Consider the following 23,519-nt stretch of genomic DNA (forward strand, 5'->3'; position numbering starts at 1 on the left):
TCCTCAGTCCATCGAAACATTGGCTTGCCTGGCCACTTCGCCCCAGGTCCGGATCTCGGCCTGGATGAAGCCGGCAAAATCCGCGGCCGTGCCACCCACAGGGATAGACCCCTCGGACAACAGGCGCCGGTTGATTTCCGGACTTTGCAGCGCCTGGTTCACGGCGGCATTGATTTTTTCGACGATGGCCTGGGGCGTGCCGCGAGGCGCAAACAGACCGTTCCATCCGGACGCGACGAAACCCTTTGCGCCGGCTTCGGCCATGGTCGGCACGTTGGGCAGGGTCTGCGATCGTTTGCCGCTGGTCACGGCAAGCGGCACCAGCTTCCCTGCAGCGATATAGGGCGCCGTGGTCAGGATCACGTCGAAGGCCAGATCGACCTGTCCGCCCAGCAGGTCCGCCATGGCCGGACCCGCCCCCTTGTAAGGAACCCCCAGCATCGATGTCCCCGTGTCCGACTGCAGCTTCTCGAACAGCATGTGCGCAGCGGTACCCACCCCGGCGGTGGCCACGGAAATCTGGCCGGGCCTTTCCTTGGCCTGCCTGAGCAGATCCGCCAGCGAGGTGATTTTCTTGGAAGGATGGGCGACCAACACGTAGGGCTGGTCGACCACGTGCACGACGGGTTCGAAATCGGCCACCGCGTCGTAAGCGAGATTCTTGTAGATGTTCGGACCGATGCCATGCGTGGCGACGGTCCCCCACAACAAGGTATATCCGTCGTTGCGCGCCCGGGCAACTTGATACGTGCCGATGGTGCCGCCCGCGCCTGCCTTGTTTTCCACCACGACGGGACGGCCGATGGCGGCCTCGATGCGCGGGGCGAACAGCCGGGCCATCACGTCGGTGGCGCCGCCAGGCGGGAACGGCACAATGATGGTGACCGGCTTGGCGGGCCAGGCCGCTTCGGCCCGCACGGCGCCGCACAAGGCGCCCAGCATCAACATCGCGGCCAGGGGCGCGAACAGATTCTTGAGTTTCATGGTGGTCTCCTCCGGTGCTGTGGCTTTTTTGCTTCCACTGCTGGCCATAGGATAAGGAGACGACGATTAACTGATAACTGAAATAAACTCAAATGGTGATAACTTTTGGGTAAGCCATGGTCGCCGATCCGCAGCCTCAAGGCAGTTCCAAGCTCCTGGGCCGCCTGCGCCTGAAGCAGTTCGAACTGATCAAGGGCGTCTCGGAAGGACTGTCGTTTCGCCAACTGGCGGACCAGATGGCCCTGTCCCAGCCGGCCATCAGCAAAATGGCCCGGGAAATGGAAGACACCCTGGGCGCCGCCGTCTTCGAACGGCGGCGCGACGGAGTCTCGTTGACCCCCTTCGGGGAATCGCTGACGCATGACGCCAGGCTGATCGTCAACAAGCTGACGCGACTGGAATCGGAGCTGTCAGAACTGCGCCGCAACCCCATCCGCACGCTGCGGGCCGGGGCCCCGTCCTACACCGGCATGTCCCTGCTGTCCCGCCCGGTGGCCCTGATCGCGGCGCGGCACCAGCAGGCGCACGTGGAAATCATCGACGGCATTGCCGTCAGGCTGTTCGACATGCTGATGGCCGGAGAACTGGATTTCGTCATCGGCAGCCTGCCGGGCAGGAATCTCAGGGATGACGAAGCGGCCTTGCTGCATGTGGAGGTTCTCTATCCGGATGAGCTGAGTTTCGTCGCCCACCCGGACACGATCCAGGGAGGCAGGCAGGTCCCCATCGAAGAGCTGTTGCAATACTCCTGGGTCATGCCGTCGAAAGACTCCCTGGTGCGCAATGCCTTGCGCACCGCCCTGCTCAAGCTGCGGCTACCGGTGCCGCCCGCGACGGTCGAATCCAGCCCGCCGTTCATCGGCGCGGTGGTGGCGGAACAGCCCGGCTTCATCGGCCTGCTGCGGTCGGACTCTGCCGCTTATCTGGCCCAACGCCTGAACCTGACGCTGCTGGACGTCAGCCCCCGCATCCCGCTTCCGCCGGTGGCCATCTTCCGACTGCGGGATTCCGAACCGTCCGACCTGGCGGTCGAGTTGTTCGCGCTGGTGCGCGAAAGCGTCCAGACGCTGTTCCCGGATTAGGGCCTTTCGACCAACCCCGCCCCAGCGCCCTACGGCCCTGGGGCTTTTTTTCGCCCTTGTGCCTCGGGTATACCCCAATTTTTCACATCACAATCTCAATCGTAGTATTTCAACTGAGCTACGTAAAACATTACGAGCCATAATGAAAAATACGTGGAGACAAGAAATGAAGACATGGAGTCACGCCGCCAGCGGCGCGCTGGCGTTGTGCGCCCTGTTCACGACAGGGGCGCACGCCGCCGATCCCGACACGTTCAAGATCGGCGGCGTGGTATCGCTGTCGGGCACCTACGGCATCTTTGGCGAAGACATGCGCAAAGGCGTCACCATCGCCATCGAACAGCGCGGCGGCAAAGTGCTGGGCAAGCCCATCCAGGTCACCTGGGAGGACGACGAAACCAAGCCGCAGCCCGCAGTGCAGAAAACCACCCGGCTCATCTCCGACGGATCGCAGATGATCTTCGGCGCGGTCAGCTCGGCCAGCACGCTGGCGATCATGAACATCGCCAAGCAGCGCAAGACTCCCCACCTGGTCACCATGTCGGCCGACGACAAGATCACGGTGCCGGGCGGCTCGCGCTATACCTTCCGCACCTCCAACACCCTGGGCATGGAGCAGCGTATGGCGTTGGCCTACTCCAAGGAGCAGAAGCTCAAGCGGGTCTATGGCGTGACGGCCGACTACCAGGCCACACGCGACAGCTGGGACTGGTACCGGCGCGAGGCCGAGAAGGCCGGCATCGAGATCGTGGGCGCCGACTTCCCGCCGCTGGGCAACCGCGACTATTCCTCCATCGCCGACAAGATCGCGCGCTCCAACGCCGATGGCGTGGCGCTGTTCATGACGGGCTCGGACGCCGTCACCATGGTCAAGCAGGCCGGCCAGATCGAACTGGGCAAGACGCGCAAGATCTTCGGCCCGGTCATCGCCGATGAAACCATGGCGGCCGGCGTTGGGCCCACCGCGGTCGGCGTGCAGTCGGGCGTGAGATATCACTTCACTGTCGAGAACGACGCCAACAAGGCCTTCGTCGAGGCTTTCCGCAAGAAATACAACGAGTTCCCCTCCGCCGCCGCGGGCGAAGCCTACGACGGCATGAGCTGGTGGCTGGATGTGGTCGACAAGACCGGCACCTGGGACAAGGAAAAGTGGGTCGAGGCGTTTGCGGCCAGCGAGCGCGACAACTCGGTGGAAGGCAAGAAGACCATGCGCGCTTGCGACCACCAGGCCATGCAGAACGGCCTGTGGGGCGTGGTGGACACGGGCAAACCGCCGCAGCCGGCCTACGTCATGGACATCGTCAAGGTGTTTCCGCCGGACCAGGTGTTCGAACCCTGCGCGGGCTGAAGCCGCCCCGCCATGCACCCACCGGTCCCTCGCGGACCGGTCTTCCACCCGGCGCGCTGGGCGCGCCGCCTGACGGATTTCTGCCATGTCCACCGTGATCATCGGCCTGAGCCTGGGAATGCTGCTGTTCCTGCTGGCATCCGGCCTTACGCTTATCTTCGGCATGCTGGGCGTCATCAACTTCGCCCATGGCGCGCTGTACATGCTGGGGGCCTACCTGGCCTTCGACATCCAGCTACGCACCGGTTCCTTCATTGCCGGCCTGGTCGTGGCGACGGTGGGCGTCGGCCTGGTCGGCGTGGCGATGGAACGGCTGGCCCTGCGGCCGCTGTACAACCGCCCGCATTTCTATCAACTGATCCTGACCTTCGGCTTCATCCTCGTCATCAGCGAGGCCGTGAAGTTCGTCTGGGGCCTGGGCTACCAGGAAACGCCGATGCCGGCGCTGCTGGCCGGCACGGTCGAACTAGCCGGCAGCACCATCCCCGTCTACCGTTTGTTCGTCATCGCCTTCGGCCTGGCGGTATCGGCGGCGCTGTTCTTCGTGCTGGAAAAAAGCACCTTCGGCATGCTGGTGCGCGCCGCCAGCAGCGACGGCGAGATGGTGCGCATCCTGGGCCTGCCCGCCGCCGCCATCCGCAGCGCGGTGTTCGGCGTGGGCGCGGCGCTGGCCGGGCTGGCCGGCGCCATCTCCGCGCCGCTGTTCCCCATCGAACTGGGCATGGCCACCAACACCATCATCGACTGCTTCATCGTGGTGATCCTGGGCGGACTGGGCAACATCCGCGGCGTGGTCGCCGCGTCGCTCTTGATCGGCATGGTGCGCGCGGTGGGCTACACCTTCATGCCCAGCTGGGTCGACATCCTGACGTTCGCCATGCTGATCGCCACCCTGCTCACCCGTCCGCAAGGACTGTTCTCCCGCCAAGCGAGGCTGGCATGACGACTTCCCGCCAAGACGCCGCCATCGCGGCCGGCGTGGCCGCCGCGGTGATCGCGGTGCCCTTCTGCACGCAAAACGATTTCCTCTTGAACCTGAGCATCCTGATCATGGTGTGGTCCATCTTCGCCGTGGGCTTCGACCTGGTGTTCGGCCTGCTGGGCATGGTGTCCTTCGGCCATGCGGCCTTCCTGGGCACGGGCGGCTACGCGCTGGCGCTGGCCACCCAACGCTACGGCCTGCCATTCGAGGCGGGCCTGGCGCTCGCCATCGTGGCAGGAGCCGCGTGCGCCTGGATCTTCAGCGTGTTCGCGCTGCGCGTCTCGGGGATCTTCTTCGCGCTGGTCACGCTGGCGCTGTCGCAGCTCATGTACATCCTGGCCGACAGCAAGCTGCGCGAATGGACCGGCGGCGCCGACGGCCTGCCGGGCATCGGCCGGCCGGAACTCGCGGGCATCGACTTCTTCGATACCGTGAACTTCTATTGGTACGTTGCCGCCGTGTTCGCCCTGGTGATGGCGCTGATGGCGATGCTGCGCGCCTCGCCCTTCGGCCGCGCGGTCGCGGGCGTGCGCCAGAACGAGATCCGCGCCGCCCAGCTGGGCTACAACGTGCAGCGCCTGAAGCAGATCACCTTTCTGGTTTCCGGCGCGGTCGGCGGCCTGGCGGGCGGACTGCTGGCCGCGGTGCTGATGTACATGAACCCGCAGATGCTGCACTGGACCACCTCCGGCGACGTCATCATCATGACCTTGCTGGGCGGAGCGGGCACGCTGTGGGGACCGGTGGCCGGCGTGCTGCTGTTCGAAGCCCTGAAGGAATGGCTCAGCGGCTGGACGCCCTATTGGTACGGCATCCTGGGCCTGGTCTTCATCCTGGCCACGCTGTATTTCCCGCAAGGGGTGCTGGGCGCGCTGCAGGCCCGCTGGGGCCGCCAGCGCCCTGCGGCGCCCGCCCCCGCCAGTCCGGCCGCGCCCAGCGTGCCGCTGGCCCCGCGCGAAGGGAGCCCGTCATGAGCGACATCGCCTTGCAATGCGAACGGGTCAGCGTCACCTTCGGCGCGCTGCGCGCCATCGAGGACTTCAGCTACGCCTTTGAAACCGGCCGCGTCTACGGCCTGATCGGTCCCAACGGCGCCGGCAAGACCACCTTGCTCAACGTGCTGTCGGGCAACCTGCCCGGCCATGGCGGCCGCATCCTGTGCCACGGCGCGGACATCTCGCGCCTGCGGGCCCACGAACGCGCCCGGCACGGCATCGGCCGCAGCTTCCAGATCACCAAGATCTTTCCCGAGATGACGGTGTTGGAGAACCTGCGCATCGCCGCGCAGATCAGCCACTCCCGCCTGCTGCCGTTCTGGCTGGCGCCGCGCTATGACCGCCGGCTGGCATCCACCATCGACGCCATGCTGGAACTGACCGACCTGACGGCCTGGCGCGACACCGTGGCTGGCACCTTGTCGTATGGCTTGCAGCGCGCGCTGGAACTGGGCCTGACCCTGTTGCCCAATCCGCGCATTTTGCTGCTGGATGAACCGCTGGCCGGCGTCGGCCACCATGAAATCACCGCCGCCACCCGCCTCATCCGCCATGCGGCCGCCGGTCGCACGGTGCTGCTGATCGAACACAACATGGACGTGATCATGACGCTGTCCGAACACATCGTGGTGCTGTCCAACGGCCGCAAGGTGGCCGAGGGGCCGCCGGCCGCCATCCGCGACGACGCCACCGTGCGCGCTGTCTACCTGGGCGAGGAGGTGGCGGCATGATCGAACTGCAACATGCCAGCGTGCACTACGGCCAGGCGCTGGCGCTCAAGAACATTGGTCTGCGCGCGGCCCAGGACGAAATCGTCGCCATCGTCGGGCGCAACGGCGCCGGCAAGTCCACGGTACTCAAGACATTGATCGGTCTATTGCCGCTGTCGTCGGGCAACCGCCTGATCGCCGGCCAGGACGCCACGCGCCGCGCCGTCGAACAGATCAGCCGCGACGGCATCGCCCTGGTGCCCGACACGCGCCGCATCTTCCCCAACCTGACGGTGCGGGAAAACCTGCGCATGGGCGCGCTGGCGCACCAGCCCGGCTACTGGACGCAGGACCGCGTGCTGCAGGTCTTTCCGCGGCTGGGCGAGCGCATAGGCTTCCATGGCGACCAGTTGTCCGGCGGCGAACAGCAGATGCTGGCGATCGCCCGCGCCCTGCTGGGCAATCCGCGCGTCCTGCTGCTGGACGAGCCGACCGAAGGGCTGGCGCCGCGCATCGTCAACGAACTGATAGCCGTATTCGCCGAAGTCCACCGCCAGGGCACCGGCATCGTGCTGGTCGAGCAGAACCTGAAGGTACCCGCCCGCCTGGCGCACCGCCAGTACGTGCTGGACCACGGCGAAATCGCCTGGAGCGGGTCGGCCGCGGACGTCGAGGCCGACCGCCACATCATCGAATCCATCCTCACCACGGGCATCCAAGCATGAGCAACGACACCACCTACATCGCGGGCGTGGGCATCACCCGCTTCGACAAGCAGCCGGCCAAAAGCGTCAAGGACCTGGTGCGCGACGCGGTCACGCAGGCGCTGGCCGACGCCGGCTGCGACGCCGCCGACCTGCGGGCGGCCTACTTCGCCACCGCCGGCCAGGGCTCCATCGAAGGCCAATACATGGTGGCCGGCCAGGTCGCGCTGAAGGCCATGGGCATCGCCGGCATCCCCGTCACCAACGTGGAGAACGCCTGCGCCAGCTCCAGCACCGCGCTGAACGCCGCGCACCTGTATGTGGCCTCGGGCGCGGGCGACATCTGCCTGGCGGTGGGCGTGGACAAGCTGTTTTCCGAGGACAAGGCCAAGAGCTTCGCCGTGTTCGACGGCGCCTGGGACGTGCACGACGCGCCGGCGCAGATGGCGCGGCTGATGGCGCTGGCGCCCGACGTGACGCCCCCGCCCGGCTTCGAGGAACCCGGCAAGCGCAGCGTGTTCATGGACATCTACGCCAGCCTGGCGCGACTGCACATGAAGACCTTCGGCACCACCCAGCGCCAGCTGGCCGCCGTGGCCGCCAAAAACCACATGCATTCCACCCGCAATCCGCTGGCGCAGTTCCAGTACCCCATGACGATAGACGAGGCCCTGGCCGCCCGGCCCGTGTCCTGGCCGCTGACCTTGCCCATGTGCGCGCCCATCAGCGACGGCGCGGCGGCCGCTATCGTCTGCAACGCCCAAGGACTGAAGCGCCTGCAGCGCGCCCGCGCCGTGCGCCTGTACGCCAGCGTGCTGCGCACCGCCACGGACCGCCCGGCCGACCGCTACGACCAACACCTGTGCCATCTGGCCGCGCTGGAAGCCTATGAACGCGCCGGCGTCGGTCCGCAGGACATGTCACTGGCGGAAGTCCACGACGCCACCGCATTCGCAGAAATCCAGCAGACCGAGGCGCTGGGTTTCTGCGCCTTCGGCGAAGGCGGACCGATGGCCGAATCCGGCGCCACCAGCCTGGGCGGCCGCATCCCCATCAACGTGTCCGGCGGCCTGTTGTCGCGCGGCCACCCCATAGGCGCGACCGGACTGGCGCAAGTTCATGAAATGGTGATCCAGCTGCGCGGCGAGGCCGGCGCCCGCCAGGTCGAAGGCGCGCGCTTCGCCATTGCCGAGAACGGCGGCGGCTTCAACGGCGTGGAAGAGGCGGTGACCTGCATCACCCTGCTCGGCCGCTGATCCGCGCGCCCCATCAACCCCAGAGACCGCCATGCATCTCAGCTCTCTCTTTCACCGCAGCGCCACCACCCACGCCGACCAGCCCGCCCTGGCCGCAGGCACCCGCGACCCGCTTACCTACGCCCAGCTCCAGGCCCGCGTGCAAGCGCTGGCCGGCTGGCTGCGCGGGCCCATGGGCTTGCAGCCCGGCGAGCGCGTCATGCTGGCGCTGCCCAACCATCCCGCCTATATCGAATCGATGCTTGCCGTCTGGCATGCCGGCCTGTGCGCCGTTCCCGTCAACGCCAAGCTGCACGCCAACGAACTGGACTACATGCTGCGCGACAGCAGCGCCCGCCTCTGCCTGTCGCGCGGCGCCGTGCATGAGGGGCTGGCGCCCGTCGTGCGCGGGCTGGACGGCGTGCAGCTGGTGGACGTGGATTCGGCCCGCTACGCCAGCGCCACCGCCGGTACTGCGCTGCCGCTGGAGCGGCGCAAGCCGCAGGAACTGGCCTGGCTGTTCTACACCAGCGGCACCACGGGCAAGCCCAAGGGCGTCATGCTCAGCCACGCCAACATGGTGGGCATGTGCCTGAATTTCTACGCCGACGTGCAATCGGTGCAGCCCGGCGACGCCATCGTGCATGTCGCACCGCTGTCGCATGGCGCCGGCCTCTACAGCATTCCTTACTGGCTGCATGGCGCCTTGCAGATCATCCCCGACAGCGGCGGGCTGGATGAAGACGAACTGTCCGCGCTGCTGACGCACTACCGCAATGTCAGCCTGTTCGCCTCGCCCACCATCGTGCAGCGCATGGTGCGCCATGCCCGCCAGGCCAACGGGCCGCAGCCGGGCCTGCGCACCTTGATCGTGGGCGGCGCGCCGTTCTATGTCGAAGACATCAAGGACGCGGTCGCCTGCTACGGCGCGCGCGTGGCGCAGATCTACGGACAGGGCGAAAGCCCGATGTCGATATCCGCCCTGTCGGCAACCCAGATCGCCGACGCGGTGGCCAGCAACGATGACACCCTGCTGGGATCGGTGGGCTACGTCCAGGCCTCCATGGAGGTCGAGGTACGCGCAGCATCCGGCCAACCGGCCGCCGCTGGCGAATTGGGTGAAGTCGTGGTCAGCGGGCCGACGGTGATGCAAGGCTACTGGAACAATCCGCGCGCCAGCGCCGACACCCTGGCGGACGGCTGGCTCCATACCGGCGATATCGGCATCCTGGACGAACGCGGCCTGCTGCATCTGAAGGACCGCTCCAAGGACGTCATCATCAGCGGCGGCACCAATATCTATCCGCGCGAGGTGGAAGAAGCGCTGATGCGCCACGATGCCGTGCAGGAAGTGTCGGTGGTCGGCAGCCCCGACCCCGAATGGGGCGAGTCGGTGCTGGCCTTCGTGGTGCTCAAGCCGGACGCCCAGGCCACGGAGCAGGACCTGGACCGGCTCTGCCTGGCATCCATCGCACGCTTCAAACGGCCCAAGCGCTATGTGTTCCTGGATGAGTTGCCCAAGAACAGCACCGGCAAAGTGTTAAAACGCGAACTTCAACAACGCGCGCTTCCGACTCCATGACCCAGTCCGCCCCCCTCTTTGTCCGCACGGCCGTCAGCCAGACCGAAAAGGCCTATTGCGCCCTCGAGGAAATGATCGTCACCGGCGAACTGCCGCCGGGCAGTCAATGGTCGGAAACCACCCTGAGCGAGCGCGTCGGCATCGGCCGCTCGCCGGTGCGCGACGCGCTGCAGAAACTGGCGTTCCAGCGCCTGGTGGAAATCGCCCCGCGCCAGGGCATCTTCATTTCCGAGATCGACTACCAGGGACAGCTGAAGATCATCCAGGCGCGGCGCGAGATCGAACGGCTGATCGTGGCGCAGGCGGCGCAATGGGCCGACGATGGAGAGCGCGCCGAACTGGCGCGCCTGGCCCGTGAACTCGAAGACCTCAAGGCCGTCAACGACATGCGCATGTACATGCGCCTGCATTTCACCCTGACCAGCCAGATCGGCGCCGCCTCGCGCAACAGCTACGCGGCCGAGTTCCACGCCATGCTGCAGACGCTGGCGCGGCGCTTCCTGTACTTCCATCAGAAGCGCCATCCGGACCTGGTGCAGATCTGCGAGCTGCACATCCAGCAGATCAACGCCATCGTTGAAGGCTCGGTGGAACGCGCCATCGCCACGGCGGAGGCGCGCAACGACTATGCCGAAAACCTGGCGCGCAACATCCTGATGGAGCTGATCGTCACCTCGGCGGTCACCATCAGCTCCCCGCCGCGCGGCAGGAGCGGCGCGGACTGAAGCGCAAGCGCGGCCCCCGGGCCTCAGCGCCCGGCGTCCGCCAGGCTCTGCCAGGCGCCGGTGCTGCGCCCCTCTTCCGCCAGGAACTCCACCAGCGTCGGCAGGGCCGCGTCCATCGGCCGGTTGGCCTGGATCCGCATCACATAGCCCCAGGACCCCGGCATGCGCAGCTGCGGCACCAGGGGCACCAGCCGGCCGCTGGCCAGTTCCTCGTCAATCAGCGGCGCGCGCCCCAGGGCGATGCCGACTCCGGCCGCAGCGGCTGCGGCGACTGTGCTCAAGCCGCTCAGCACCATGGGCTCCTGCCAGTCGGCTTCGGCCAGCCCCAGCCGCGGGCTCCAGGTGCGCCAGTCGGTCTCGGGGCTGTCCACGTGCTTTTCCTCCAGCCAGCGATGGCGCAGGAAAACGCCGGGATCTCCACGCTCGGCCGGATCGACCAGCGACGGGCTGCAGACCGGCACCACGGTCTCGGTCATGAGCGGAATGTCGCCGGGCTCGGCGATATGCGGCCCCATCGCGCGCACGTGCAGGAACGCCAGGTCGATGTCCTGGCTTTTCCAGGCCGGGTCCTGACTGGCATGCAGATAGACCTGGATATCGATGCCGGGATGCAGTTCGATGAAGCGCCCGATGCGCGGCGCCAGCCACATGGCGGCCAGCGAGGGGTTGGCGGAAACGTTCAGGGTATTGCGCCGTTTGCCGCGGGCCGAGGCCCGCACGTTGCGGCAGGCGGTCTCCAGCAGGGTCAAGGCCTGTTGCACGGACGCCAGCAGGTCCGCGCCCGCTGCGGTGGTTTCGGCGCGGCGCACGGTGCCGCCGCGGCGTAGCAGGGCCACGCCCAGATCAGCCTCCAGCGCCCGCAACTGATGGCTGACGGCGCTCTTGGTGACGTGGAGTTCGGCGGCGGCGCGGCTCAGGCTGCCCAGGCGGGCGACGGCCTCGAAGGCGCGCAGTGCCGCCAGCGGCGGCGTGTGGTTGGGTAGATCGGCCATGGGTCAAGTCTAGCTCAACCCTAGATTGAAAAACTATCGCTTTCGCCGGGGCGCGGGATCAGTGACCATGCAAGCACTGAAAGGAGTTTGCTATGTATTTCGATTCGCGCCTTTGGCAGTTGACGGCGGGCTTGCGCGCCGGCATGGCGGGCGGCATCTTGCTGGGGCTGCTGGCCTTGGCGGCCGGCATCGCCCGCTACGTGTTCCTGGGGCAGCTGCTGGCCCGCGTATTCGACGGCGCGGCCTGGCAAGACTGGCTTACGCCCGCGCTGTGCGCCGCCGCCATGGTGCTGCTGCGTGCCTTCCTGGACCATAGGCGCACCGTGCAGGCCAACCGCTGCGCCGCCACCGTGCAGCATGCGCTGCGCGCCCGGCTCTATGACCGCATCGTCTCCCTGGGCCCGGCCTGGTTCGCCAACCAGCGCACCGGCGGCGTGATGCTGACGGTGGTGGACGGGGTCGAACAGTTGCAAGCCTTCTTCGGCCAATACCTGCCGCAGGTCGCGATCGCCGCCGCAGCGCCCTTCGCCATTTTCGCCGTGATCGCGTTCTGGGACGTGCCCACCGCGCTGGTGTTCCTGGCAGCCGCCTTGTTCGCGCTGTTCGGACCGATGGCGGTGCACATGCTGGACCGCCGCGCCAGCCTGGCGCGCAGCAAGTCGCTGAACGATTTCGGCGAGGATTTCCTGGACGCGGTGCAGGGCCTGCCCACCCTGAAGTCCTATGGCCAGGGCAAGGCCTGGGGCCAGCGCCTGGCCGCCCGCGCCCGCAGCCTGTCGGACAATACCTTCTGGGTGCTGTCGGTCAGCCTGCTGACGCGCGGCATCAGCGACCTAGGCGTGGCGCTGGGCGCGGCGCTGGCGCTGACGTTGGGCGCCTGGCGCGTGGCCCACGGCGACATGAGCGTGGAAGCCCTGCTGATCGTGCTGATGGCCGGCACCGAGATCTTCCGTCCGCTGCGCGACCTGCGCTCGGTGCTGCACCGGGGCATGCTGGGCCAGTCGGCCGCCGCCAGCATCCATGCGCTGACGGACGCCCAGCCCCTGACGCCCGCGCCCGCCGCCGGCGGCAAGACGCCCGGCCGGCTGGCGCCCACCATCGAGTTCGATAACGTCGCGTTCTCCTACACGCCCGAGCGCCGCGCCCACCAGGGCCTGAGCTTCCGTATCGCGGCGGGCGAACGGGTCGGCGTGGTCGGCCCCAGCGGCGCCGGCAAATCCACCATCGTGCGCCTGCTGTTGCGCGAATGCGTGCCCCAGTCCGGCCGCATCCGCATCGGCGACCATGACGTGAACGAACTGGATACGCAGGCGCTGCTGTCGCACATCGCACTGGTGAGCCAGGACATCACCCTGTTCCACGGCACCATCGACGACAACCTGCGGCTGGGACGCCCCGACGCCACCCACGAACAGGTGCGCGCCGCCGCCCGCGCCGCCAATATCGACGACTTCATCATGGCGCTGCCCGAGGGTTACGCCACCCGCATCGGCGAACGCGGCCTGCAATTGTCCGGCGGCCAGCGCCAGCGCGTGGCGATCGCCCGCGCGCTGTTGCGCGACGCGCCCATCCTGATCCTGGACGAAGCGCTGTCGTCGGTGGATACCGAAAACGAAGCGCTGATCCAGCAGGCGCTGGACCGCCTGATGGCCGGGCGCACCACACTGATCCTGGCGCACCGCCTGGCCAGCGTCATCGGCGCCGACCGCTGCCTGGTGCTGGACCAGGGCCGGGTCGCGGAGGAAGGACCGCATGCGGAACTGATGCGGCAAGGCGGCCTGTACTACCGCCTGATGCATGAGCAGGCCGCCGCGCACCGCAATCCGTCGGCGGGATCCGCCGCCTCGGCCATGGCCGCCCCCACGCGCGCCGCGGACCGCGATGCCTCCGGCCAGGAATCCGGCGCGCAAGGCCCGGCCCTGCGCTCGCTGGACGCGGACGCGGTGCAGGTCGGCTGGCGCGCCACGCTCGGCACCTTGCTGTCGGTGGTGCGGCCGTGGCGCGGCACGCTGACCGCCACGATCCTGCTGGGCGTGGCGCGGGTCGCGGCCTACATCGGCGTGGGCGTGTTCAGCGCGCTGATCGTCGCCGCCATCCGCGACGGCCGCGACTACTCGGCCCTGATCGCGGGCCTGCTGATCGCGGCGCCCCTGGCCGCGCTGTTTCACTGGCTGGAGTCCTGGCTGGCTCACGCCATGGCGTACCAGCTGCTGGCCGACATGCGGGTCAAGCTCTACGACAAGCTTGAGCGCCTGGCGCCGGCCTACCTGTTGCAGCGCCGCTCCGGCGACCTGGTGGCGCTGGCCACCCAGGACGTGGAAATGGTGGAGTACTTCTATGCCCACACCATCGCCCCCGCCATCGTTTCGGTGCTGGTGCCGCTATCGGTGCTGGGTTTCCTGGGCGTCTACAGCTGGCCGGTGGCGCTGGCGCTGCTGCCCTTCCTGGCCTATGCGCTGGTGTCGCCGGTGCGCGGCCGCCGCAAGGTCGACGCCCTGGGCGACAAGGCGCGCGAGGCGCTGGGCGAGATGAGCGCCCACACCACCGACACCATCCAGGGCCTGGCCGACCTGACCGCCTTCCAGGCCACCGCCCGCCGGCGCGATGAATTCCTGCGCGTGGCGGACCGTTACCGGACCCGCCGGCTGGACATCATGGATGACCTGTCCCGGCAGACCGCGGGCTTTGAGATCGCGATGGGCCTGGGCGGCGTGGCCGTGGCGGTCGTGGGCGCGTTGCAGGTATCGGCCGGCGCACTCTCGGCCGGCATGCTGCCCCTGCTGGTGCTGATCGCCCTGGCCACCTTCCTGCCGGTGTCCGAGATCTCGCAGGTCAGCCGGCAACTGGCCGACACCATCGCCGCCACCCGCCGCCTGCACGTAGTCGCCAACGAGCCCGAGCCGGTGACCGACGGGCCGCTGCCTGCGCCTGTCTCTGCCCATGGCCTGTCGCTGGCCTTCGACCATGTCAGCTTCGCCTATCCCGGCAAACAGGAAGACACCCTGCGCGACCTGAGCTTCAAGGTGCCGGCCGGCGCCACCGTGGCGGTGGTGGGCGCGTCCGGCGCGGGCAAGAGCACGGTCGCCAGCCTGCTGCTGCGCTTCTGGGACCCGCGCGCGGGCCAGGTCAAGCTGGACGGCGTGGACCTGCGCGAACTGCAACTGGACGGCCTGCGCGAACGCGTGGCGCTGGTGACGCAAGATACCTATCTGTTCAACGACACGCTGGAAGGCAACATCCGGCTGGCGCGGCCCGAAGCCAGCCGCGAGGACCTGGCGCGCGCGCTGGAACAGGCCGCGTTGTCGGACTTCGTGCGCGCCTTGCCAGAGGGGCTGGCGACGCGCGTGGGCGAACGCGGCATGCAGCTGTCCGGCGGCCAGCGCCAGCGCATCTCGATTGCCCGCGCCTTCCTGAAGAACGCGCCCGTGCTGATCCTGGACGAAGCCACCTCGCACCTGGACACTTTGTCCGAAATGCAGGTGCGCGGCGCCCTGGACGTGCTGATGCAGTACCGGACCACGCTGGTCATCGCGCATCGCCTGTCGACGATCCGCGATGCCGACCTGATCCTGGTGCTGGAGCGCGGCACCCTGGCCGAGGCCGGCACGCACGACCAATTGCTCAAGCGGCAAGGGGTCTATGCGCGGCTGGCCAACCACCAGGGCGGCTACGCCGTCAGTAGCGCAACGTCTCTACCGACTTAGCATTGGCGCGCACTTCCGCATCCGTGAACCACACCGGCTTGTTGCCGAAGCCGGTGTACAGGTCGAACTGGTCGCGGGTGTGGACCGACGGCGTGCCGTCCGGGGCGACGAAACCGCTCTGCCCCGGCGCCACCACGTCCACCGCGCGCACGCCGCGGCCGTCGAACACGGTCATGTTGTTCTCGGTGCCGCGGTTCTGCGTGGCCGGGAAGCTCAGCACCGCCTTCTCGTCCGCTTGCGGCACGCCCAGGAAGTTCTTGGGCGCGAACACCATGGGCGGCGCGGGGATGCGCCAGCTTGCAGGATCCTCACCGTAGGCCTTCTGCAAAGCCGCCAGCGCATCGTCCAGCGCGGCCAGCGTTACATCCTGCGGCCGCTGGCCATTGAAGAAGTCGTACTGCTGCGGCACGCCCGCGTCGCGGCCGGCCAGCGCGTTGAACAGCACCTTCACCCCCACCGTCAGGTTGACCGAACCGGTGGCAGGCGCCGCCTGCGTCGGATAGCCGGTGGCGCTGTACCACTTGAAGAAATCGGCAGGCATCTCGTCGGCCAGCGTGCGCTTGAGCATGGCGCGCAGCCAGGCGTCCATCACGGCCGGACCGGCGTTGTCGTAGATGCCGGACTGCTTGTCGCTGGTGCCCATGCCATCCCAGGACGCCAGCCCCGCCACCAGCCGCGCCCGCGCGTCGCCGGCCGGCAGCCCTTGCACCGCCTGCTGCAGGAACGGCAGGAAGTGGCGGCGGTTCACGTCGGCATAGCTGGTGGTGCGGATCAGGTCCCACATCTGCTGCGCGCTGACCTTGCCGCCGTGGGCCGTCAAGGCTTTCAAGCGGGCCTCGATCTCGGCATAGCGGTCCGCCTGGCCCCACACGATGGCGAACAGGTCGGTCGACGGATAGCCACGCATGGGCTGGTTGTTCCAGTTGGCGATGAAGCCCTGGCGCGGGTTGTAGACCTGCGGGTTGGTCGAGAACGGCAGCATGCCTAGCCAATCCATCTCGCCGGTACCGGGCACGGGCAGGCGCGGATCGTGGCCCGGACGGCGCTTGGGATAGAAGCCCGTGTGCGCGTAGCCGATGTTGCCCTTGTCGTCCGCGTAATACCAGTTGATGGTCAGCGCGTGGCGCGCCGCCTGCTGCTTCCATTGGTCCCAGTTGCGCGACTGCGCCTTGTGGGTCCAGGCCATCAGCGATTGCAGTTCATAGCCTTCCCAGGCGCGCGCCTTGGCGTAGGCCACATGCTGCTTGTCGTCGAACTTGGTGACGATGCCGTGGACCGTGCGATACACCTCCATCACCACCGGCTGCGCGTCCTTGACCTCGATGAGTTCCGTGCGCTTTTCCATCGTCTTCCAGACGCCGTCGTGGAAGTAGCGGGTACGGTCGTTCGGATCGAGCTTTTCGGCATAGATGTCCACGTCGTCGCCAAAGCCCGCGGTCGAGCCCCAGGTCACATGCGCGTTGTGGCCGAACAGGATGCTGGGATAGGCGAACGGCGTGTTGCCGACCACGTCGAAGCCCGCGCCGTGCAGGCCGATGCCGTAGGTGTAGGCTGGATTCCACCAGCCGAACTGCGGCCCGTTCAGCAGGATGGAGCGGGCGTCCTTGGCGTGGTCACGGCCCACGATCCACATATTGCTGGTGGTCGGAAAGCCGGCGATTCCCGGCTGCCCCGATTCCGCGAACTGCGCCAGCAGCCGCGCCGGCACGGCCGCGGGCGCCTCGTCCAGCACGCCACGCGTCTGCGGATCACGCGCCACGCGCTCCAGCATGGGCGGCGTGCCGTCGTAGCGCGGCAGCGCATAGGACAGCTTGGCGGGCGGCTCGGCGCCATCGGGCCGGTACACGCCCTCTTCCTCGGGCACGGTGGTGGGCGCGCGGCTGTCGGTCATCCAGCGCAGTTGGTTGAAGATCTGCATGGCGCGCGCGTCGCCGTGCTGGTCCTTCAGGGCGGTCAGCAGCGCCAAGTTGTCGATCTCGCTGTTGGCGTCGGAGAAGCGGTTGGCCATGGTGCCCACGAACACCATCGCCACGTCATACGCGGTCCAGTCCGCGGGCTGGAAGCGCAGGTCATTGAAATCCTTGGGCATCAGGCTGCCGGGCTCGGCGCGCACCCGCGCGATCCAGGCGTTCATGCCGGCCGCGTAGCCGTCCAGGATCTGACGCTCGGCTGCCGGCAGCGCGGCCAGCTGGCGCTGGATGCGCTCGGGCGAGAAATTGCCGCGGATGGACTTGTCGAACGCCACCATGGGCTGGCCCAGCACCTCGGCCACGCGGCCCTGGGTACTGCGCCGCGCCATCTCCATCTGGAACAGGCGGTCCTGCGCCACCGCATAGCCGTAGCCATAGAAAATGCCGTACACGGTGTTGGCGTACACATGGGGCATGCCATAGCCGTCGCGCCGGATCGTGACCTGGCCGCTGGCCGCGCCCGCCGGACGCGCCGCGGCCCCGGCCTGCTTCTGGGAATTTTGCTGGACGTCCTGGGCCTGGGCCTGGGCGCCCATGGCTGCGCAGGCCGCCAGGATGGCGGCCGACAACAAGTGCTGCTTCATTCGAATCTGTCTCCGTATTGGTCGAGCCGCGCCACGGTGCGAGTCCCGGGCGCGGTTTGCGGCGCCTCTGCGGGCGCCGTCTGCGGACCATCATACGAATCGGGCTTCTATAATTCCAATGCATTTATTTCATAGTATTTATGCGTCTTGAACATGGATTTCCAGAAACTCAAACACCTGCTGGCGGTGGTCGAGCACGGCACCTATTCGCGCGCCGCCCAGGCGGTCAACTTGTCGCAACCGGCGCTCAGCCGCAGCATCCAGGCGCTCGAAGCCGAACTGGGCCTGCCGCTGCTGGACCGCGGCACCCGCCGCGTGCGCCTGACGCCCTACGGCGCCTGCGTGGCCGAACGCGCGCGCCGCATGCGCTTCGAGGAAGCGGAACTGCAGCGCGAACTGAAAACCTTGCACAGCGGCGAATCCGGCACCCTGTCCATCGGGCTGAGTCCGGCGCCCGCGTCCCTGCTGCTGTCGCCCTTCCTGGCCCACATGGCTGAACGCCATCCTCAGGTGCGCGTGGGCGTCGAGTTGGGCGCCACCGCCGCCTTGCTGGAAATGCTGCGCGCCGAACGCCTCCACGCCATGGTCTGCGATGCCCGCATGCTGTATGACGCAGCCGACCTGGAAACCCGTCCCCTGCCCCCCTTGCGGGCCGGTCTGGTCTGCCGCAAGGGCCATCCCATCCTTGCCCACAGGCGACCAGGCATAGAACAAGTGCGCCAGTACCCGGTGGCCTCCAGCACGCTCAGCCCCGAGGTCTCGCTGCGGCTGGCGGAAACGCTGGGACCGGGCGGCGCGCCCGAACAGATGGTCACCCACCGCTGCGAAAACCTGGACGCGCTGGTCGAGCTGGCGCTGCGCTCGGACGCGCTGCTGCTGGGCGTGATCTGCGTCACGCGCAGGCAGCAGGAAGCCGGGTTGCTGGTCGAAGTGCCGATCCCGTCCGATCCGCAACGCCAAGGCCACTTTGCGCTGGCCCGGCTGGCGGGGCGCACGCCCTTGACGGCACAGGACGCGCTGTATGACTTCACGCGCGAGTGTTGGGACGGGTTTGCGGCATTCAGGGCGTAGGCCCTGGCCCGGAGCGGTTGATCCAGGCGGTGTTCAAGCGCCCGGGCTATCGGCGCGTCGCCATCCTGAAAAAGACCAGGCTGAGCAGCGCGGCGGCAAGGTTGTAGAACATGGCCGCCGCCAGCGCCCGCCCATAGAGCCATGCGCCATCGCCGGCGGACCCGCTCCCCGCGGCCTCAAGCATCGTGAATACCACGCCGCCCACCACCGCGACGCCGGTGGAGGTCCCGACGACTTGCAAGGTGCTGAGCATCCCGGAGGCCATGCCGGCTTGTTCCTCTTGCACCGAGCCAAGAATGGCGTTGAATGCCAGCGGGATCACCAGTCCTTGTCCCGCGCCGTTCAGCAGCAGCGATATCACCAGCAGCGTCAGGTTCTGGGGTTGCGTCGCGGCGGTGATCGCGGACAGCCCCAAGCCCGCGGCGAAAACCAGCACGCCGCACAGCAGCGCCGCGCGTCCATGGCGCGCCGCGAGCTTGGGACCAGCAAGCGAAGCGCCAAAGAATGCCAGTGCCGAAGGCGTGAACACTGCGCCCGCCATCAGCGGCGCCAATCCCAGCCCGAACTGCAACAGCAGCGTCAGCGCGAAGAAGAACGAGCTGATTGCCGAGAAAAAGAAAAACACCGCGCCTATGCCTGCCACGAATGCCCGGTTGGCAAACAGCCGCATATCCAGCACAGGCACGCCACCGTGCCGGGCCAGCGTCTTTTCATAGTGGACGAAGTACGCCAACACCCCCAGGGCCAGCACAGGCCCGGCAAGCGACCACCAGGGCCAGCCGTGCTCTCGTCCCTCCATCACTGGCACCAGAATCAAGGCCAGCCCGACAGCGCCCGCCAGCGCGCCGCGCAGGTCCACCTGCGCCGGCACCGGCGCCCGCCATTCGGGCAGCGCCCGCCGCCCCGCCATCAACGCGGCGATGCCGATGGGCACGTTGATGAGAAACACCAGCCGCCAGCCCAAATCCAGCGGATTCAGCGTGATGAGCATTCCGCCCAACAGCTGCGAGAGGCTGGCCGCCACGCCCTGCACGGCGCCCATGATCCCGAACGCGCGCCTGCGCGCCTCTCCCTCGAACACGACCCTGATCGAAGCGAGCACCTGCGGCATCAAGACGCCCGCCCCCACGCCTTGCAGGGCGCGCGCCAGGATCAACTGCCATGGCGTGAGCGCCAGCCCGCACAGGGCCGAGGCCAGGGTGAACAGGCCCATGCCGGCAAGGAACAAACGCCGTCGCCCGAAAAGATCGCCCAGGCGCGCGCCATTTATCAGGCACAAGCCATAAGCCAATGCGTAGGCCACCACGACCAGCTGCAAGTCGGTATCGCTGGCCGACAAGCCGCTCTGGATACTGGGCAATGCGACATTGACGATGAATAGATCCAGGATCGTCACGAAGTTGCCCGTCAACAGCACCGCAAGGGCGCGGCCGGGACGGTTCTTTTCAGCTTGCAGCGCAAATGCCGGGTTCATTTTTCACATTTATATATATACGATCGTATTTATAGTATCGTGAAAGCGTCGAACTCGTGCAAGTAAAAAGAACAGACTCCCATGAACCCGTTGCCTCCCTCCTCCCCGCCCGATGGCCGCCGGCTGCGCGGCGAGCGCGCGCGCGCCCGCGTGCTGGACGAAGCCGTGAAACTCCTCTCCGTCGAAGGACTGGGCGGCCTGACCTTCGGCCAGGTGGCCGAACGGGCTGAAGTGGGGAAAAGCAATCTCCAGGTTCTGTTCGGCGACAAGGAAAACCTGCAATTGGCTGCCTTGGCCCATGCTATCGGCCTGTACCAGACCCAGGTCATTGAACCGGCCATGCGCAAGCGCACCCCGCTGGCGCGGCTGCGCGCCTTGATGAGCGGCTGGTTCGACTTCGTGGAGACCCGCCAGCTTCCGGGCGGCTGTGTCATCACTGCGGTAAGCAGCGAATACCGCGCGCGCCCCGGCCCCTTGCGCGACGCGATCCAGCAATACCGCGAGGCAGGCCGCGAACGCCTGTACGGCTTGATCCGCGAAGCCAAGGCACAGGGGCAAATGGCAGCCGACGCCGACGAGGCGAAACTCGTCATGGAGCTGCTCGCCTATCAGGCATTTGCCAATGTTGCCGCGTCGATGGACGACCATGCGGAATTCGGCCGCGCCAAGGCCGCAGTCGCCGATCTGCTTGCAGCAGCGGCGCGCTGACAGCAGCGCGCCAGGCGCCCCAACCTGCACGCCTAAGCTTTCAGCGGGTCTGGCTCTTGCGTCGCCGCCTGCGCACTCAACCACTGCGCAACCGCCTGCACAGGCGCCGAGGGCGGCCGCTCCGCGAGCGTGGCCAGGTAGTAGGTGTGCCCGGCTATCGCCGGGCCGAAGGGCTGAATCAGATGGCCTGCTTCCAATTCTTCGGCGATCAACGGCAGGCTGACCAGCGCCACGCCATGGCCCGCGACCGCCGCCTGTATGGCATGGCCTTCATCGGAAAAGCGCAGCTGGCTCGCCTGCCGTGGCAGGGAACGCTGCGCGACGTCGAACCAGCGCTCCCAGGTCGGATTTTCCGGGTGAGACCACTTCCAGTTGAAACGGATCAATGGCACGCGGGCCAGATCGTCCGGCGATGAGACCCCCAGGCGCGGATTCGCCACGGGCGCGAAACGGTCGGTGAACAGCGGCTGGGCAACCAGGCCCGGATACGGCCCGCGGCCATAGCGGATCGCGATGTCGACCGCAGCCGATCGCAGGTCCACCACGTCATCGCTGGCCTGCAACTGCAGATCGATGCCGGGATGCCGGCTGCGGAAATCGGCCATGCGCGGCACCAGCCACTTCACGGTAAATGCATTGGTCGCGGAGATGGTCACCTGCGTCCGCGCACGCTGCTGCGTCAAGCGCGCCAGCGTCGCCTCGAAGGCATCGAAGCCTTCGCGCAGCACGGGATAGAGCTGCGCGCCCGTTTCGGTCAGCGACACCCTGCGCACATGGCGGTCGAACAGCGCCAGCCCGGTCTGCGCCTCCAGCGCGCGGATCTGGTGGCTGACAGCGGTCGGCGTGACGGCCAGTTCCTGGGCGGCGGCCTTGAAACTGCCCAGGCGCGCGGCGGCTTCGAACACGCGCAGTCCGGAAAGAGGGAGAGATCGGCGTTGCATGGCAATAGATGAGATTTTCTCACCTTATAGCTGACAAATGAACCTTTGTCACCAAAGGCGCGCATCCCTACATTGGAGGCATGGATCGGCGGGCTGCACGCTGATTCACCCTACCAACCATAAGTGAAGGAAATCGCACCATGCTACAGCGCGTCATTACCCAGCCCGACAACTACGAACCCTTCCTGCTGTCGCAGGGCATCCAGTTCGGCAATCTGCTGTTCATCTCCGGCCAGGCAGGCGCCAGCGATGACGGCAAGATCGTCGAAGGAGGCTTTCTGGCCCAGGGCGAACAAGCCTTCCTGAACTTGCGCCGCGCGCTGGAAGCCGGCGGTTCCAGCCTGAAGGACGTCATCAAGGTCACCATCTTCGTCACCGACATGGGGCATTTCCAGGACGTGGTCACGCTGCGCCGCCGCTTCTTCTCTGCCCCCTACCCGGCCGACACCATCGCCGAGATCAAGGCGCTCTACGATCCCGCCGCCATGATCGAAATCGAGGCCATCGCGGCCGTGCGTCCGCAGGAGGGCCGTTGACATGAACGCGCTCGACCATCGCCCGAACGGCGCCGCGCAGGCCGGACTGTTCACCCCGCTGCGGCTGGACAGAGGGCTGACCCTGGCCAATCGTCTCGTCGTCGCGCCCATGACCCGCGTCAGCGCGACGGAAGATGGCCGCGCCACGCCGCAAATGGCCGACTACTACGCGGCCTTTGCGGCCGGCGGCTTCGGGCTGGTGATCACCGAAGGCATTTACACCGACCGGGCGCATGCGCAGGGCTACCTGTTCCAGCCCGGCCTGACCGACGACGCCCAGCGCGACGCCTGGCGCACCGTGGTGGACCGCGTGCATGCGCACGGCGGCCGCATCATTGCGCAACTCATGCATGCGGGCGCTTTGTCGCAGGGCAATCGCCATCGCGGCGCGGCGAAGGGGCCGTCGGCCGTACTGCCCAAGGGACAGCAAATGACGTTCTATCGGGGAGACGGGCCGTACCTGATGCCTGAAGCCATGTCGGACGAGGACATCGCAGAGGCCATCGACGGCTTTGCGCAGGCGGCACGCAGAGCGCAGGAGGCGGGCTTCGACGGCGTCGAGATACATGGCGCCAACGGCTACCTGCTGGATCAGTTCCTGACCGCCCACACCAATCTGCGCACCGACCGCTATGGCGGCAGCCTGGAAAACCGGCTGCGCCTGACCGTGGAGGTCATCGACGCCGTGCGCCGCGCGACGGGGCAGCGCTTTATCGTGGGCGTGCGCAGTTCGCAGGGCAAGGTCAACGACTTCACCCACAAGTGGGAAGGCGGCGAGACGGATGCGGCGCAGATCTACCGGACGTTGGGTGGGCAGGCCATCGACTACCTGCACACGACCGAGTTCGAGGCTTGGCGTCCGGCTTTTGGCGAACAGGGTTCCAGCCTCGCGGCATTGGCGCGCCAGCACGTTTCGGTCCCGGTGTTGGCCAACGGATCGCTGCATGACCCGATCGCGGCCGACGGAATGATGGCGCGGCAGGAAGCGGACTTTGTTTCGCTCGGACGTGGCGCGCTGACGCACGCAGATTGGCCTGCAAGACTGCGTGCCGGCGCAGAGTTCGAGGCCTTTGATCGAGGGTTGTTGGCGCCCATTGCCGACCTTGCCAACGCGATGCGGCATCGCGAGGAACGCTTGGCTCCTAAGTTTGGGCAATAGTGCGACGACAAAGCGCGGGAACCTCCTCACGCA

The 23,519-nt window shown here is 67.3% G+C and carries 19 protein-coding genes; 14 read left to right on the forward strand and 5 right to left on the reverse strand.

Annotated elements, in window-relative coordinates; genetic code table 11:
* Positions 1-3 precede the first annotated feature (3 nt).
* A complete protein-coding gene (locus tag IPU70_RS09385) occupies positions 4-984 on the reverse strand; it encodes a tripartite tricarboxylate transporter substrate binding protein (protein ID WP_207466728.1) in 981 nt (326 codons plus the stop codon).
* Positions 985-1,100: 116 nt separating this feature from the next.
* Between IPU70_RS09385 and IPU70_RS09390 the strand changes: the two genes are divergently transcribed.
* The 9 genes from IPU70_RS09390 to IPU70_RS09430 all read left to right on the forward strand — a co-directional run bounded on the left by IPU70_RS09390 (position 1,101) and on the right by IPU70_RS09430 (position 10,347).
* The gene (locus tag IPU70_RS09390; protein WP_207466729.1) at positions 1,101-2,066 is read left to right on the forward strand and encodes a LysR family transcriptional regulator; all 966 of its coding nucleotides are present in this window, start codon (positions 1,101-1,103) and stop codon (positions 2,064-2,066) included.
* Between the two features lie 166 nt (positions 2,067-2,232).
* Positions 2,233-3,414 (forward strand): ABC transporter substrate-binding protein, encoded by a 1,182-nt coding sequence (locus IPU70_RS09395; protein WP_207466730.1) that lies wholly within the window; start codon positions 2,233-2,235, stop codon positions 3,412-3,414.
* An 85-nt stretch (positions 3,415-3,499) separates the two neighbouring features.
* The gene (locus IPU70_RS09400; RefSeq protein WP_013393209.1) at positions 3,500-4,357 is read left to right on the forward strand and encodes a branched-chain amino acid ABC transporter permease; all 858 of its coding nucleotides are present in this window, start codon (positions 3,500-3,502) and stop codon (positions 4,355-4,357) included.
* Positions 4,354-5,370 carry a branched-chain amino acid ABC transporter permease gene (locus IPU70_RS09405; protein WP_207466732.1) on the forward strand — a complete coding sequence of 339 codons (1,017 nt, stop codon included), beginning with the start codon at positions 4,354-4,356 and terminating at the stop codon, positions 5,368-5,370. Before IPU70_RS09400 ends, IPU70_RS09405 begins: the two co-directional genes overlap by 4 nt.
* Entirely contained in the window at positions 5,367-6,122 is a 756-nt protein-coding gene (locus IPU70_RS09410) for an ABC transporter ATP-binding protein (protein WP_207466734.1), read from the forward strand. Before IPU70_RS09405 ends, IPU70_RS09410 begins: the two co-directional genes overlap by 4 nt.
* The gene (locus IPU70_RS09415) at positions 6,119-6,826 is read left to right on the forward strand and encodes an ABC transporter ATP-binding protein (protein ID WP_207466736.1); all 708 of its coding nucleotides are present in this window, start codon (positions 6,119-6,121) and stop codon (positions 6,824-6,826) included. Before IPU70_RS09410 ends, IPU70_RS09415 begins: the two co-directional genes overlap by 4 nt.
* Positions 6,823-8,061, forward strand: coding sequence for a thiolase family protein (locus tag IPU70_RS09420; protein WP_207466738.1), 1,239 nt, complete (start codon positions 6,823-6,825; stop codon positions 8,059-8,061). The genes IPU70_RS09415 and IPU70_RS09420 overlap by 4 nt, the downstream gene beginning before the upstream one ends.
* Positions 8,062-8,092: 31 nt before the next feature.
* Complete coding sequence (locus IPU70_RS09425; protein WP_207466740.1) at positions 8,093-9,622, forward strand: AMP-binding protein; 1,530 nt, start codon at positions 8,093-8,095, stop codon at positions 9,620-9,622.
* Positions 9,619-10,347, forward strand: coding sequence for a GntR family transcriptional regulator (locus tag IPU70_RS09430; protein ID WP_207466741.1), 729 nt, complete (start codon positions 9,619-9,621; stop codon positions 10,345-10,347). The genes IPU70_RS09425 and IPU70_RS09430 overlap by 4 nt, the downstream gene beginning before the upstream one ends.
* A gap of 23 nt (positions 10,348-10,370) precedes the next feature.
* Here the strand turns inward: IPU70_RS09430 and IPU70_RS09435 are convergent, their stop codons facing one another.
* Positions 10,371-11,339, reverse strand: a complete 969-nt coding sequence (locus IPU70_RS09435; protein WP_207466742.1) for a LysR substrate-binding domain-containing protein — start codon at positions 11,337-11,339, stop codon at positions 10,371-10,373.
* 92 nt (positions 11,340-11,431) lie between these two features.
* Here IPU70_RS09435 and cydC point away from each other — a divergent pair, with 92 nt between their 5' ends.
* Positions 11,432-15,043, forward strand: coding sequence for a thiol reductant ABC exporter subunit CydC (gene cydC, locus IPU70_RS09440; protein WP_207466743.1), 3,612 nt, complete (start codon positions 11,432-11,434; stop codon positions 15,041-15,043).
* Here cydC and IPU70_RS09445 read toward each other — a convergent pair.
* The gene (locus IPU70_RS09445; RefSeq protein WP_207466744.1) at positions 15,015-17,597 is read right to left on the reverse strand and encodes a penicillin G acylase; all 2,583 of its coding nucleotides are present in this window, start codon (positions 17,595-17,597) and stop codon (positions 15,015-15,017) included. The genes cydC and IPU70_RS09445 overlap by 29 nt on opposite strands.
* A 153-nt stretch (positions 17,598-17,750) precedes the next feature.
* On the opposite strand from IPU70_RS09445, the gene IPU70_RS09450 reads away from it, so the two are divergent.
* A complete protein-coding gene (locus IPU70_RS09450) occupies positions 17,751-18,668 on the forward strand; it encodes a LysR family transcriptional regulator (protein WP_207466745.1) in 918 nt (305 codons plus the stop codon).
* Positions 18,669-18,714: 46 nt separating this feature from the next.
* Here the strand turns inward: IPU70_RS09450 and IPU70_RS09455 are convergent, their stop codons facing one another.
* On the reverse strand, positions 18,715-20,142 hold the full coding sequence (locus IPU70_RS09455; protein ID WP_207466746.1) for an MFS transporter: 1,428 nt from the start codon (positions 20,140-20,142) through the stop codon (positions 18,715-18,717).
* Positions 20,143-20,223: 81 nt separating this feature from the next.
* Between IPU70_RS09455 and IPU70_RS09460 the strand changes: the two genes are divergently transcribed.
* Complete coding sequence (locus IPU70_RS09460; protein ID WP_207466747.1) at positions 20,224-20,850, forward strand: TetR/AcrR family transcriptional regulator; 627 nt, start codon at positions 20,224-20,226, stop codon at positions 20,848-20,850.
* A 32-nt stretch (positions 20,851-20,882) separates the two neighbouring features.
* Here IPU70_RS09460 and IPU70_RS09465 read toward each other — a convergent pair whose 3' ends face one another.
* Positions 20,883-21,791 (reverse strand): LysR substrate-binding domain-containing protein, encoded by a 909-nt coding sequence (locus tag IPU70_RS09465; protein WP_207466749.1) that lies wholly within the window; start codon positions 21,789-21,791, stop codon positions 20,883-20,885.
* A gap of 140 nt (positions 21,792-21,931) precedes the next feature.
* On the opposite strand from IPU70_RS09465, the gene IPU70_RS09470 reads away from it, so the two are divergent.
* Entirely contained in the window at positions 21,932-22,327 is a 396-nt protein-coding gene (locus IPU70_RS09470; RefSeq protein ID WP_207466751.1) for a RidA family protein, read from the forward strand.
* A gap of 1 nt (position 22,328) precedes the next feature.
* Positions 22,329-23,486 (forward strand): NADH:flavin oxidoreductase, encoded by a 1,158-nt coding sequence (locus IPU70_RS09475; protein ID WP_207466753.1) that lies wholly within the window; start codon positions 22,329-22,331, stop codon positions 23,484-23,486.
* Positions 23,487-23,519 lie beyond the last annotated feature (33 nt).

The organism is Achromobacter sp. SD115 (assembly GCF_017355315.1).
Classification (GTDB): Bacteria; Pseudomonadota; Gammaproteobacteria; order Burkholderiales; family Burkholderiaceae_B; genus Achromobacter; species Achromobacter xylosoxidans_B.

What these genes read in the sequence shown, in the direction of transcription:
- IPU70_RS09455 (WP_207466746.1), bottom strand. Translation starts at nt 20,142, where the DNA reads ATGAACCCGGCATTTGCGCTGCAAGCTGAAAAGAACCGTCCCGGCCGC.
- IPU70_RS09465 (WP_207466749.1), bottom strand. Translation starts at nt 21,791, where the DNA reads ATGCAACGCCGATCTCTCCCTCTTTCCGGACTGCGCGTGTTCGAAGCC.
- IPU70_RS09400 (WP_013393209.1), top strand. Translation starts at nt 3,500, where the DNA reads ATGTCCACCGTGATCATCGGCCTGAGCCTGGGAATGCTGCTGTTCCTG.
- IPU70_RS09395 (WP_207466730.1), top strand. Translation starts at nt 2,233, where the DNA reads ATGAAGACATGGAGTCACGCCGCCAGCGGCGCGCTGGCGTTGTGCGCC.
- IPU70_RS09450 (WP_207466745.1), top strand. Translation starts at nt 17,751, where the DNA reads ATGGATTTCCAGAAACTCAAACACCTGCTGGCGGTGGTCGAGCACGGC.
- IPU70_RS09460 (WP_207466747.1), top strand. Translation starts at nt 20,224, where the DNA reads ATGAACCCGTTGCCTCCCTCCTCCCCGCCCGATGGCCGCCGGCTGCGC.
- IPU70_RS09475 (WP_207466753.1), top strand. Translation starts at nt 22,329, where the DNA reads ATGAACGCGCTCGACCATCGCCCGAACGGCGCCGCGCAGGCCGGACTG.
- IPU70_RS09445 (WP_207466744.1), bottom strand. Translation starts at nt 17,597, where the DNA reads ATGAAGCAGCACTTGTTGTCGGCCGCCATCCTGGCGGCCTGCGCAGCC.
- IPU70_RS09385 (WP_207466728.1), bottom strand. Translation starts at nt 984, where the DNA reads ATGAAACTCAAGAATCTGTTCGCGCCCCTGGCCGCGATGTTGATGCTG.
- IPU70_RS09410 (WP_207466734.1), top strand. Translation starts at nt 5,367, where the DNA reads ATGAGCGACATCGCCTTGCAATGCGAACGGGTCAGCGTCACCTTCGGC.
- IPU70_RS09420 (WP_207466738.1), top strand. Translation starts at nt 6,823, where the DNA reads ATGAGCAACGACACCACCTACATCGCGGGCGTGGGCATCACCCGCTTC.
- IPU70_RS09430 (WP_207466741.1), top strand. Translation starts at nt 9,619, where the DNA reads ATGACCCAGTCCGCCCCCCTCTTTGTCCGCACGGCCGTCAGCCAGACC.
- IPU70_RS09390 (WP_207466729.1), top strand. Translation starts at nt 1,101, where the DNA reads ATGGTCGCCGATCCGCAGCCTCAAGGCAGTTCCAAGCTCCTGGGCCGC.
- IPU70_RS09415 (WP_207466736.1), top strand. Translation starts at nt 6,119, where the DNA reads ATGATCGAACTGCAACATGCCAGCGTGCACTACGGCCAGGCGCTGGCG.
- IPU70_RS09425 (WP_207466740.1), top strand. Translation starts at nt 8,093, where the DNA reads ATGCATCTCAGCTCTCTCTTTCACCGCAGCGCCACCACCCACGCCGAC.
- IPU70_RS09405 (WP_207466732.1), top strand. Translation starts at nt 4,354, where the DNA reads ATGACGACTTCCCGCCAAGACGCCGCCATCGCGGCCGGCGTGGCCGCC.
- IPU70_RS09435 (WP_207466742.1), bottom strand. Translation starts at nt 11,339, where the DNA reads ATGGCCGATCTACCCAACCACACGCCGCCGCTGGCGGCACTGCGCGCC.
- IPU70_RS09470 (WP_207466751.1), top strand. Translation starts at nt 21,932, where the DNA reads ATGCTACAGCGCGTCATTACCCAGCCCGACAACTACGAACCCTTCCTG.
- cydC (WP_207466743.1), top strand. Translation starts at nt 11,432, where the DNA reads ATGTATTTCGATTCGCGCCTTTGGCAGTTGACGGCGGGCTTGCGCGCC.